The sequence below is a fragment of the Maribellus sp. YY47 genome (assembly GCF_023111095.1).
Classification (GTDB): domain Bacteria; phylum Bacteroidota; class Bacteroidia; order Bacteroidales; family Prolixibacteraceae; genus Draconibacterium.
This window is the reverse complement of the sequence record NZ_JALGYW010000025.1, coordinates 54,568-65,672: the sequence shown is the minus strand read 5'-3', so window position 1 is coordinate 65,672 and position 11,105 is coordinate 54,568. Positions and strand designations below refer to the sequence as shown.

General features: G+C 43.7%; 8 protein-coding genes. 2 read left to right on the top strand and 6 right to left on the bottom strand.

What is annotated here, in order from left to right; translation table 11 throughout:
- Nucleotides 1-132: 132 nt before the first annotated feature.
- Nucleotides 133-1,920 (bottom strand): translation elongation factor 4, encoded by a 1,788-nt coding sequence (gene lepA, locus MR764_RS17565; protein WP_247980758.1) that lies wholly within the window; start codon nucleotides 1,918-1,920, stop codon nucleotides 133-135.
- A gap of 504 nt (nucleotides 1,921-2,424) precedes the next feature.
- Nucleotides 2,425-3,432 (bottom strand): aldo/keto reductase, encoded by a 1,008-nt coding sequence (locus tag MR764_RS17560; RefSeq protein WP_247980757.1) that lies wholly within the window; start codon nucleotides 3,430-3,432, stop codon nucleotides 2,425-2,427.
- A 102-nt stretch (nucleotides 3,433-3,534) separates the two neighbouring features.
- On the opposite strand from MR764_RS17560, the gene MR764_RS17555 reads away from it, so the two are divergent.
- The gene (locus tag MR764_RS17555) at nucleotides 3,535-4,479 is read left to right on the top strand and encodes a VOC family protein (protein WP_348773090.1); all 945 of its coding nucleotides are present in this window, start codon (nucleotides 3,535-3,537) and stop codon (nucleotides 4,477-4,479) included.
- A 53-nt stretch (nucleotides 4,480-4,532) separates the two neighbouring features.
- Here the strand turns inward: MR764_RS17555 and MR764_RS17550 are convergent, their stop codons facing one another.
- Together MR764_RS17550 and MR764_RS17545 are read right to left on the bottom strand one after the other, a co-directional pair.
- Nucleotides 4,533-7,202 carry a YncE family protein gene (locus MR764_RS17550; RefSeq protein WP_247980756.1) on the bottom strand — a complete coding sequence of 890 codons (2,670 nt, stop codon included), beginning with the start codon at nucleotides 7,200-7,202 and terminating at the stop codon, nucleotides 4,533-4,535.
- 168 nt (nucleotides 7,203-7,370) lie between these two features.
- The gene (locus tag MR764_RS17545; protein ID WP_247980755.1) at nucleotides 7,371-8,387 is read right to left on the bottom strand and encodes a pirin family protein; all 1,017 of its coding nucleotides are present in this window, start codon (nucleotides 8,385-8,387) and stop codon (nucleotides 7,371-7,373) included.
- Between the two features lie 244 nt (nucleotides 8,388-8,631).
- On the opposite strand from MR764_RS17545, the gene MR764_RS17540 reads away from it, so the two are divergent.
- Nucleotides 8,632-9,303 carry a carboxypeptidase-like regulatory domain-containing protein gene (locus MR764_RS17540; protein ID WP_247980754.1) on the top strand — a complete coding sequence of 224 codons (672 nt, stop codon included), beginning with the start codon at nucleotides 8,632-8,634 and terminating at the stop codon, nucleotides 9,301-9,303.
- 16 nt (nucleotides 9,304-9,319) lie between these two features.
- On the opposite strand, the gene MR764_RS17535 is transcribed toward MR764_RS17540, so the two are convergent.
- Complete coding sequence (locus MR764_RS17535; protein ID WP_247980753.1) at nucleotides 9,320-9,676, bottom strand: ArsC/Spx/MgsR family protein; 357 nt, start codon at nucleotides 9,674-9,676, stop codon at nucleotides 9,320-9,322.
- Between the two features lie 231 nt (nucleotides 9,677-9,907).
- Entirely contained in the window at nucleotides 9,908-10,573 is a 666-nt protein-coding gene (locus MR764_RS17530) for a transaldolase family protein (RefSeq protein WP_247980752.1), read from the bottom strand.
- Nucleotides 10,574-11,105: the final 532 nt, after the last annotated feature.

Sequence of the window (11,105 nt, the reverse complement as noted above, 5' to 3'; positions counted from 1 at the left end):
AAACAAGATACCATTAAAATTAAAAGCTATAAAAGAACAGACCGTTTCAAAGCTAGCTTTGAAACGGTCTGTGAATCTATTAACTTAGTCCAATAATCTGTAACGCTTATTTAGGACTAGTCATAGTTTGTTTTAATCTAATTTGAGTACAGCAAGGAATGCTTTCTGCGGGACTTCCACGTTTCCAATCTGCTTCATTCTTTTTTTACCTTTTTTCTGCTTTTCCAACAGTTTTCGTTTACGGGTAATATCTCCTCCGTAACATTTAGCGGTTACGTCTTTTCGAACTGCTTTTATGGTTTCACGGGCAATGATTTTTGCACCGATTGCAGCCTGAATTGCAATGTCGAACTGTTGTCTTGGAATTAACTCTTTCAGTTTTTCGCACATGCGACGTCCGAAATTGTAAGCATTGTCAAAGTGGATCAATGTGGAAAGCGCATCCACCATTTCTCCGTTCAACAGAATGTCGAGACGCACCAGTTTGGCGGGTTTGTATCCATTCATGTGGTAGTCGAACGATGCGTATCCTTTTGATATACTTTTTAATTTATCGTAGAAGTCGAAAACAATTTCGCCCAAGGGCATATTGAAAATTAATTCAGCACGTTCGGCGGTCAGGTAATTCTGGCTAACCAGTTCACCTCGTTTGTCCAAACAAAGTGTCATAACCGAACCGATGTAATCGGAGGCGGTGATAATGTTGGCCCGGATGAATGGTTCGTCAATTTCGTCAATCGTACTTGAAGAAGGCATTCCGGACGGATTGTAAACCGTTTGTGTGGTCCCGTCAGTTAAATGAACCTGGTACGAAACGTTGGGGACTGTAGTTATAACAGACATGTCAAATTCGCGCTCCAGACGTTCCTGGATAATTTCCATGTGTAACAATCCCAGGAATCCACAGCGGAATCCAAAACCAAGAGCTGCTGACGATTCCGGTTCGAATGTCAGTGATGCATCGTTTAGCTGAAGTTTATCCATTGCGGCCCGCAGGTCTTCGTAGTCTTCCGCGTCAATCGGGTAAACTCCTGCAAATACCATCGGTTTTACCTCTTCAAAGCCTTCGATAGCTTTGTCGCATGGTTTGTTAACATGAGTAATGGTATCTCCAACTTTAACTTCTTTGGCGGTTTTTATGCCGGAAATAATATAGCCCACATCTCCGGGGCCTAAAACGTCCCGGGGGTGAAGTCCAAGTTTTAGTACTCCCACTTCGTCGGCATCATACTGTTTGCCGGTGGCCACAAACTTAACCAGGTCTTTTTTCCGGATCTGGCCATTTATGATTTTGAAGTATGCGATGATTCCTCTGAATGAATTGAAAACTGAGTCGAATATCAAAGCCTGCAGCGGAGCATCGGGATCTCCTTTGGGTTGCGGTATTTTATGAATAATTGCACTCAGAATCTCTTCAACACCTTCACCTGTCTTTCCACTGGCACGGATAATATCTTCATGGTCGCAGCCAATCAGGTCGATAATTTGTTCTTCCACTACCTCCGGCATGGCATTGGGTAGGTCCATTTTATTTAACACCGGAATAATTTCCAGGTCGTGTTCAATTGCCAAATAGAGGTTTGAGATGGTTTGTGCCTGAATTCCCTGTGTGGCATCAATAATCAGCAAAGCGCCTTCACAGGCAGCAATCGATCTTGAAACTTCGTAAGAAAAATCCACGTGTCCGGGAGTGTCGATCAGGTTCAGTTTGAAATCTTTGCTTTCATACTGGTAATCCATTTGGATGGCATGACTTTTAATCGTTATGCCCCTTTCCTGTTCAAGCTCCATACTGTCAAGGACCTGGGCATGCATTTCACGTTCGCCAACCGTTTTGGTGAATTCTAAAAGACGATCAGCAAGGGTGCTCTTCCCATGATCAATATGTGCGATGATGCAAAAATTTCGTATGTTTTCCATTTACTAAACCATTATAAACTTTTTGAAAGCAGGCTTTCTCAATTTGCCGCAAAGATATTTAATTTTTCAAATTCCCATGTGTATAAATAGACTGTCACGCTAATTTATCTGGCTGCTAAACGGTTTTGTAATAATGCGATACGTTGATGTAGTATGAAAGTTCATCTGTTGAGCTTTCATTATTAGGATTTATTAAGAATTCAGTCTTGGTTTAGGCCCGACTTTTGTAATGCTTACTTTAGGTTCTCTAAAGAAATGGTTGGAAACTACGAAAATGTAAAAAGTTGTTAAAAAAGGTTCGTGTTTCAATGAAAAAAAGCGGATGTGAATTTTTGGCACGGTAATTGTGGAATGTTTTGTAGCATGAAAACAATTAAACTGGAAAACAGAAAACAGTTTTTTTAGAAACAATAAAGATACTTCACAGCAATTTGCTGTTTTTTCATAAGTTTGGTTTAGTTAGGTTTAGTTTTGATCCCGGGGTGTTGACCCCGGGATTTTCTTTTATAAATCTTTTTGTTTGAAGTATTCAATTTTTCCGCTTAAAGCAATCTCTTTTACTTTTTCAATTAACGCTAATCTTTCGTCTTCGTGAAGTTGAGAGAACGAGCGTGCCAGTGCAATTTTCTCACGCATGTAAGTCGCGTTTTCATTTCCGGAAATGAGCACGCTTACCGGTAGTGACCAGACAAAATGCATGGCCTCTTTAATACTTAGATAATTCGGAATCAGAGGGTCTTCCGTAGTCCAACCCGCTTCTTTCTTATTGGCGAAGAATCGTCCGTCGGCCAGTGATTTTATCGCCAGGACTCCCATATTTCGTTCCATGGCTTCAGGAAGCACATTTTGTGTAAAACTGAAATAAGTCTGATCAAGCACATTCACCGGCATAAGTACGGTATCGAACATATTGTTTTCTGCTGTTCGTTCGAGCATGTGTTTGTGCGCGAACGGATTCTGATGCCCGGTAAATCCCAGGTATTTCACTTTCCCTTCCTGTTTGGCTTTTAACAAAACTTCTAAAACGCCATTCGAAATTCTGTCGTCTACATCTTGCGGAGTGGATATGGCATGCACCTGGAAAAGATCAAGCTGATCTACTTTTAGCCTGCGCAATGAACCTTCGAGGTGTTCTCTCACGGTTTTGGCATCCCGCCCGGTCGACTTGGTCATCAGAAAAATCAGATCGCGGTATTTTGGGGTGAGGTATTTGCCGTAACGTTCCTCACTTCTTCCTGCCGAGTAACTTTCAGCGGTATCGAAAAAACGAACGCCTCCTTCCAGTGCCGCCTCAATTACTTCTTGTGCGTCTCGTTCGGTTGTCCATCCAATATGATAGCCACCTGTTCCGAGCATGGTTACAAACTCGTCTGTTCTGCCCAGTTTGCGTTTGGGGAGTACTTCGCCCAAACGATCTGAACTGTAATCTTTTGCAAGTGCTGTTGATGGCGCAAGACTCAGTCCGGCTGTGAGTCCCGCCAGCGATTTCAGGAAGGTTCTTCTGTCGTTCATCTTGTAAGTTTTTTTGAATTTGTAGGATATGTTTTTATTCAATATACTTCATTCCCGTGAATAGGTTTCTATATTTCGGAAAAACATTTTGTTAATCGGCGAATGTTCTTCAGTTATTGGGTCTCTTTTCTGCTTTGGTGTTTTTCCATATATTGTATAAATAATATGCATACCGATATTTGTTGTAACGGATGCACAAAAGCTAAAATTATGGCAATGCCCGTTTATCCTTGTATCTGGTTTGATAACCAGGCAAAAGAAGCAGCTTCTTTATATTGTTCAGTATTTAAAAATTCCCGTATTATTTCCGAGTCTCCGATTGTTGTCTCATTCGAATTAAACGGGAAAAAACATATGGCTCTCAACGGCGGGCCAATGTTTTCAATTACTCCTTCGATCTCTCTTTTTGCTACCTGCGATTCGGAAGAAGAAACAAACAGAATTTGGGACGAGCTGGCAAAAGACGGGAGTGTTCTTATTCCCATCGGTACTTATCCGTGGAGTGAAAGGTATGGTTGGTTAAAGGATCGTTTTGGAATGACCTGGCAAATTTCATCTTCGGGAGCGAAGGACGGAAATCTCCGGATTATTCCGTCATTACTTTTTACTGATGAAAAATTTGGGAAAGCGGCTGAAGCCGTCAGTTTTTACTTGGGAATTTTTGAAAATACATCGTTGAATGAAATGCAGAAATATCCGGAAGGAGATGCAAATGCCGGTAAGACTCTTTATTCTGAGTTTAGTTTGAATACCGCTGAATTTATTGCGATGGACGGTCCCGGCGAACACCATTTTGATTTTTCGGAGGGTGTGTCGTTGGTGATTGAGTGCGAGGATCAACAGGAAATTGACCATTACTGGGAGAAGCTGACTGCCGGAGGGCAAGAAAGTATGTGTGGTTGGTTAAAAGATAAATTCGGCGTTTCGTGGCAGGTATTTCCGAAAATTCTCAATCAACTGATGAGTGATCCGGAAAAAGCAGCACGGGTTTTCGAGTCATTCAAAAACATGCGCAAGTTCGAGATCGATAAACTGGATGTGGGTTAAAAGTATGCAGTCTTATTGTACTTTCTTTTAGGTCGATTACACTGACTAACTATTTAATCGTCGTCATCGTCGTCGTCTTTTCCGGCGTATTTTGCCGGGTACGATTTATCTCCCATGGTGGCTGCCCAAATGATGCGGTTAAAAAGAGCATCATTACCTGCATCAACCCGGTCAAACTGCGGATGCATGCTTTTCTTGGCATAATGCAATGCCGATCCGTTAAGTTTGGACAGATCAGGATTCATTTCATCTAAAGCAATATTATTGGGCAAGGAAACAAACGAGCTGTTGTTGGGTGTAGCGCCAAAACAATCAAACATGGGCATAGCTGTTGCATCCTGAATGTTCATGGGCGGAATTCCCAAAATCTGTTCAATGGTCCGTACCATCGAAACCTGGTTGTAGTTGGTATGGTTGGTTGCGCCTAAACGAGTGTACGGACTAACAACCAATCCAACGGTGCGGTAAGCCGAAACATGGTCCCATCCTGCCTGAGAATCGTCTTCAGTTACAAAAATGACAGTGTTCTCCCAGAAACGGCTTTTCGAGATGGCTTCGATAATTTGACCCAATGCCACGTCATTGTCGGCTACCATGGCGCGTGGAGTGGGTAAACCCGGACGTGTGCCTCCGGTATGATCGTTGGGTAGTGCCACCACCAACAGTTCCGGCCACTGGTCTCCGTCCATTTTTTCATATTCGTTTAATTCGTCGATAAACGATTGGGCACGCAGAACGTCCGGAATCTTGTGGCTGTCGTATCCCGGGTAGTTTTTGCTTAAAATTCCCTCTGCCGGAGCAATCGTGGTGTGGTTGGTGAATTCAAACTTCTCCCCGTTTTTAAAACCATTGTAAATTGATGTCCAGGTGGCATCTTTGTCAAATTTGGGAACACAGGCTTCACCGTAAATTCGGACGCTTTTTCCGTGGTTAAGTGCATTGTTCCAGATAAATCCGGTGGGGGCATATACCAGGGCATCTGTTTGTACATGCGGGTAACTCCGGAACCAGGCCCGTACATTCTTTTCCACATAGTCTGTAACCATGGCCATGTCGGTCCACTGATGGCCCTCTGCCGAACATTTACCCGATGCGTAGAAATTGTCAAGCAGTAAGAAATCACGACATAGTTTATGAATGTTCGGTGTTACTTCTTCTCCAAAATTGCAAAGCGAAGGATCTCCGTCGCCTTCTTTCATATCTCCCAAAACCTGATCGTAGGTGCGGTTTTCCTTGATAATGTATACCACGTGTTTAAATACCGAAGGTTCTCCGATTCGGGCAGGAACCGGCACCGGCTCCACATTTTTTCTTGGAAGTTTTTTGGAGAGTGCAATTCGAAAATATTGGTTATTCGTTTCTACTTTTTTTGTGTATTGGGCCAGTTGTGCTTTATCCGGAACCGGAATAACCGAAACTGAAGCCATCATCCGGTGGCTATTGTACGATTTTTGCCCGCTTTCTTCCGAAACACTTGAAATACGGGCACCTTCTGCTTCAATGTTGGGCACGTACAAATGAGAGTCGTTCAAAATACAAACTCCGCCTGGGTAGGCTCCGGTAGGAATAAAACCGGTGAGCTTACTTTCAGTTGATTTGGATGTTGATGAAGCATTTTCTCCGAGTTCGATGACCGCCAGTGCATTGTCCATTCCGTTGGCAACGTAAAGTGTTTTTCCATCCGAAGTGATTCCCAATCCGTTAGGAGAATCACCAAAGTAAGGGTTCTTTTCGTCTCCCAGTTTTACCGGAATGGATTCAACAAGCTTGTCGGTTTTTGTATCAATGACCGATACATTGTCGCTGTTGGCGTTTGCCACGTAAAGAAAACGTTCGTCAGGGCTGGCGACGATATCGTTTGGATGTAAACCCACTTTAACTTCATTTATTAATGTTCCGGTTTCCGGATTGAAAACCGAAATTGTTCCTTCACGGGTAGCACCTGTTACCGGATCCACTTTTGCCGATCCCCACGGTACGCCTGCCACGTTTTTGTCGTTTTCGTCGGGAACAGAGCCGCCCCAGTTGGTTACATATATTTTACCGGCAGTTTTAACAACCCCATACGGTGCAACTCCTGTAGCTGCGGTCCATAAAACAGCTCCTGTTTCAACGTTTTGCTTTACCAGTTGATTATTGCCGTTCAAAGCCACGTAAAATACGGTTGACCCTTTTTCTTTTTGAACTGTCAGTTCGTTGGGAAGGGCTGAAGACGCAGGTGCCACGGCATCAAAACTGTATTTCTCAGCCAACTGCAATTTCCTGCCATTCCACACAGTTTTTATTACATACGATTTTCCTCTTCCCGACGCGCTTACGTATAGTTCGTTGCCGAGCCAGCTGATTCCTGAAAAAGTATTCATCACACTTTCTCCGGTTAAATCTTTCAAAGTTACTCGTTCGGCAATTTTGTTTTTTTCGGTTGAAATGATTACGATGGAATAACGTCCTTCAACGGCCACCCACTTTCCGTCAGGCGATGCAGCGCAATCGAGCGCATGGTTTTCCTGATTGGAATCGCCAAAATAAAGCTGTTCTCCTGCCGGATCGATCCATCGGTTAAAAGGCATCAATACCGGCAAATTATCGTCGGTTAGTGTTTCCTGTTCGAAGGCGCTCAGGTGTTTGGCTTGCTGTTTTTTATCTTTTTTACTTTGTGCTGTGCCGCTCAGTGACAGGCCTGTAACGAAAACAATCAGCAGAACATTAAGGAATAACTTCATTTTTGAACTTGTTGGTTGGTAAAGGTATTTGTCTTTTTATGCTTCAATAGTTTTGGCTATTGACAACTGCTAAGATAAATCTATTTTCCTCCGAAGACTTTACTGTCATCTTGATTTGACTGAATTTATTTAAAAAGTAATAGCATTCTGTAGTATAACCGGTTCGCATTAGGCTTTAACAACTTCGGTGCCGTCAGAGAAGTGCGCAAAACGACCTTTTGTTCTCTCAAAAACCTGATCGGGGCGGGGCCACGGCCAGCCGCCGTATTCGGTTATTCGGTAGTCGTTAAAGGCCTGCTGAATTTCAGCTTCCGAATTCATTACAAAGGGACCGTACTGAACCACCCGCTCGCCAATCGGTTTTCCCTGCAACAGCAGAAGCCGGCTTGCTGCCGGTCCGTTTTCAATGCTTAGTTTTTGTGAAGCATCGAGTTCTATTGCTTTTCCCGGTTGTATTTTGTTGCCTTCCAGTGTTATGGATTCTCCTTCAAAAAAGTACAACATCCGGTTCACATCGGGGCTGGCAGGCGGTATTTCCCAGATGGCGTTCTTTTCCATGCTTAGTTGCCAAATGGCGACTTCGTGGTCTGGGTCGGAAGCCCACGATTCGGGTGTAGGTTCAGGAGCCTGAACATCGGCGATGTCACCTGCCACCACATCAACGGTGGTTTTCCTGTGGCTGACATCTTCAAAAACAAGGGCAGGAATATCTTCACTCCAAAGCATTTTATAAGCTGGTGTAGCCATTTTTTTCGAGGCGGGAAGATTGAGCCAGATCTGGAAAAGTTCCGTAGTGTTTTCATTTTCCTGATCGAGTAAAGGAAACATCTCGGAATGTTGCAACCCGCTGCCCGCAGTCATCCATTGCACATCGCGGTTGCCGTATCTGCCCGCGCCGCCTGCCGAGTCGGCATGATCGACCATACCTTGCAAAACAAAGGTTACGGTTTCGAAACCACGGTGCGGATGGGCCGGAAATCCGGGAACTTTATCGCCGTGGTACATGCGCCAGCCATCTTTTGTCACAAAATCGTTGCCAATGTTACGGCCCAGTAACGAGGCTGTCGGCCCCATTTCGTTGTTGGCTTTTGGATAATGATCGAGATGGTGAACACAAAACAAAAATGGATCGAGTGTGGGCCACGGAAATCCAAGCGATTGGATGCGTTTTATTTTATTTGTCATTGCCTGCATTATTTTGTTCAGAATTTCTGTTCTGGAAATCGTACTATCAAAACGACAGGGGAGAAGGATTGTTCTACCGGATGTTTTGATTTAACTAATATTTAATTGGGATCGTACTCAATAGCCGGTCTTCGGATGAAATTATGTTGTCTAATAGGTTTGCTGATGTTGTGAAGTGGCTGGTTTTCTGTTAATTTAGAAGCCTGTTTGAACTACAGCAATCAAACCGTAAAAACCGAATTCCATGAAAATCCTGAACCGCTTTTTTATTCCAGTCTTAGCGCTTCTGTTGCTGACTTCGTGCGATACCCTGTTTTCATCGAAAGGAAAGGTAATTGACAAGGATACTCACGAGCCGCTCAGCGGAGTGACAGTTAATTTTAAGAATATCGATTCGGTCTATACCGACACGGCCGGGTATTATACCTTCCACAAGGTGTTGTTTGGTTATACGGGCAGCCTGGAGATGCTTCTGTCGAAAGAAGGATACAAAAGCAGGCACATTTCCTTTCGGTCCGGTAAGGCAGACCCGCAGAATATGCTGATTGAAATGGAACGGAGGGAAACAACGCAGTCTGACCGAGTGTTCGAACCGCGCTGGGTTTCCATGATGTATTATATAAATATGTATGTAATTTCGCTGCTCAACGTGCTCACCCTACTGTTTGTTATTTTCAAAAAAGGAATAAAACGAAAAGCGCTTTGGATTTGTGCGATAGTCCTGCTGAATCCAACTTTTTTCCTGTCGGTCACCAATGGGAATATTTCGCAGTTCCTACCGCTTAACGGCCCGGTTTTTCTGGCACATTTCGCGACTTATCCCTTTTCGCTGAAGATTGTGCTTCCGCTGGGTACGCTCTTATTTTGGGTGCTGTATGTGTGGCTCCGAAATAAGTTGATAAGGGAAAAGAGCTAAACGAAACTGCCCTGCTTTACGCTTTCAGTTTCGCTTTTATAGCTTCCACGGTATTTTTTGCATTTCCAATAAACAGTTCGCCGTCGATTTCAAAAACAGGGCGTTTCAAAAAGGTGTAGTCACTTAACAGCAGTTTTTTGTAATCAGCGTCTTTATTAACAGGAGTTTCGGCCAGCACTTCTTTCAGCTTTCGTGCCCGTTTGTTCACCAGTTCCTCGTAACTGCCTGTAAACTGGTAGAAATGATCCACCTGTTCTTCGGTTACCGGCGAGAATTTGATGTCCTGTTGTTCAAAACTGTCGTCAACTCCCACTTCTTTCATAATTCGCCGGCAGGTATCGCAGGTGGATAAAAAATAAACTTTCCGCTTCATTTTACGTGTTTTGAAGCGGAAAGATAAGCAGGAGGCTCTGAATAAAAAAATACTTTAGTGTCAGGTTAAGCTTTACGATTGCTTCTCCCGATGTATAGGGATCGGAATGACACACAATTCAAGGACTTTAACAGTTTAACAACACCGTCATTGCGAGCGCAGTGAAGCAATCTGTTGTCTATAACTATGTTTTAACCGGAAACAGTTATCAAGTACTATGTTGCGTATCGCCTAGAACGAGATGTCGTACAGGTCCTGGCCGTCTTCCAAAAAGGTTTTTACACTGATGTCGGTCATCGGGTGTTTGATCAGCTGCATGAGTAACTCCGGACTGATGGTGGCCGAGTGAGCGCGTTTCATGCTTACGCGGTAAATCTGGTCAACGGTTTTGAAGCTCGCCGCCAGTACCTTGGTGTTGAGTTCGTACTCGATAATGTTTTTGGCAATGTCGCCCACCACGTCAATTCCGTGCGACGAAATGTTGTCCAAACGGCTCACGTACGGCGCTACAAAATCGGCGCCTGCCTTGGCGGCTACCAGTGCCTGTTGCTGGGTGAAAATAGCAGTGGCGGTTACATTAATTCCGGCATCTTTTAAAATCGACATGGCCTTGTAACCCTGCGGTGTTACCGGGATCTTGGTGTAGTAGTTGTCGCCCAAATCAAAATACGTTTTGTACTTTTTGGCTTCGCGCACAATGTCTTCGGCATTTTCGCTCATTACCTGAACGTGGATCATCCCGTCGCCCACAATCGCTTTGATTTGTTCAATAGCTACCGAAAGCGGTTGCCCTGCCTGTTTCAGGATGGTTGGATTGGTGGTTACTCCTTGTAGCGGAAAGAATTCATATAGATTTTTCAAGGCTTCTATATCAGCCGTATCTGCCATGTAAATCATAGTCAATTACTTTTTGTGGTGGGGTTTGAGTTCGTCTATTGGTTTCTTCGAAATAACAGGTACAAAGTTTAGCAAAGTTTACCGAACTCCGAACTTATTGGCGCTGAAACTGATAAAGTTTACTTTTTCTTCAGATGCGGGAAGGGGATCAGGTTTTTTGTTGTAAGTAAAGCACGAAGCCTGCATGGGATTTTATGTTTTAAAGCTTATTGACCGTGTCAATGACTTGAAAAATTGCCCGGTGACTCTATTGACCGTGTCAATAGCATGAAAAATTGTTCCGGCACCCCGTTGACCGTGTCAATGACATGAAAAACTGTTCGGTAAGGCTTTTGACCGTGTCAATACGATGAAAAATTGTTCGGACAAGTCATTGCCTGTGTCAATAGCATGAAAAACTGTTCCGACAGTCCTTTGACCGTGTCAATGACATGAAAAACTATTCGGTAAGGCTTTTGTCCGTGTCAATGACATGAAAAACCGTTCGGTGGTATTAATGCACAATGAAATTAGCCCTGAAGGGGCGAAACCG